The organism is Oleiphilus sp. HI0123 (genome assembly GCF_001635315.1).
On the sequence record NZ_LWGE01000012.1, the window covers coordinates 1 to 541 of the forward strand.

Consider the following 541-nt stretch of genomic DNA (forward strand, 5'->3'; position numbering starts at 1 on the left):
GATATACGAGTTTCCAGTAAACATTATTTGATGTTGACTAGAAACCTGAATAACTCAGATAGCAGACTCGGAATAATCGTTGCTAAAAAGAACGTAAAACTCGCTGTACAACGGAACCGAATTAAACGCTTATTACGAGAATCGTTTCGGACTAAGCGTAGTTCGCTTCCAAACCTTGATATTATTGTTCTTGCAAAGAAAGGTGCTGATTTATCTAGCAGCAAAGAATGCACTCAAGAACTAGACTATCTGTGGCGTAAGTTAGTTCGTAAAACATCTCAAAATAAGTCTGATAAGAAGACTAAGTCAGCTCGGACTTCGTAACTACTGACTGCTGAAAAGTGTTAGTAAGGACATAATTTTGCTGAGAACCATGATGAGAAAAGTTATCATTGGTCTAATTCGCGCTTATCAACTCTGTATTAGTCCTATACTCGGCCCTTCTTGTCGATATTATCCAACATGCTCTGAATATGCCCTCGAAGCTGTAAAAATTCACGGTATATTTAAAGGAAGCTTTCTTGCAGTACATCGTGTGTTA

Annotated in this window: 2 protein-coding genes; both read left to right on the forward strand. The window is 37.9% G+C overall.

From position 1 onward, the window contains the following. Positions 1 to 324 (forward strand): ribonuclease P protein component (rnpA, locus tag A3761_RS00165; protein WP_082870124.1); only part of this gene is annotated, 324 nt, incomplete at its 5' end. A 52-nt stretch (positions 325 to 376) separates the two neighbouring features. Beyond that, positions 377 to 541, forward strand: a 165-nt coding sequence (gene yidD, locus A3761_RS25330) for a membrane protein insertion efficiency factor YidD (protein WP_082870125.1), incomplete at its 3' end; no start/stop codon positions are given.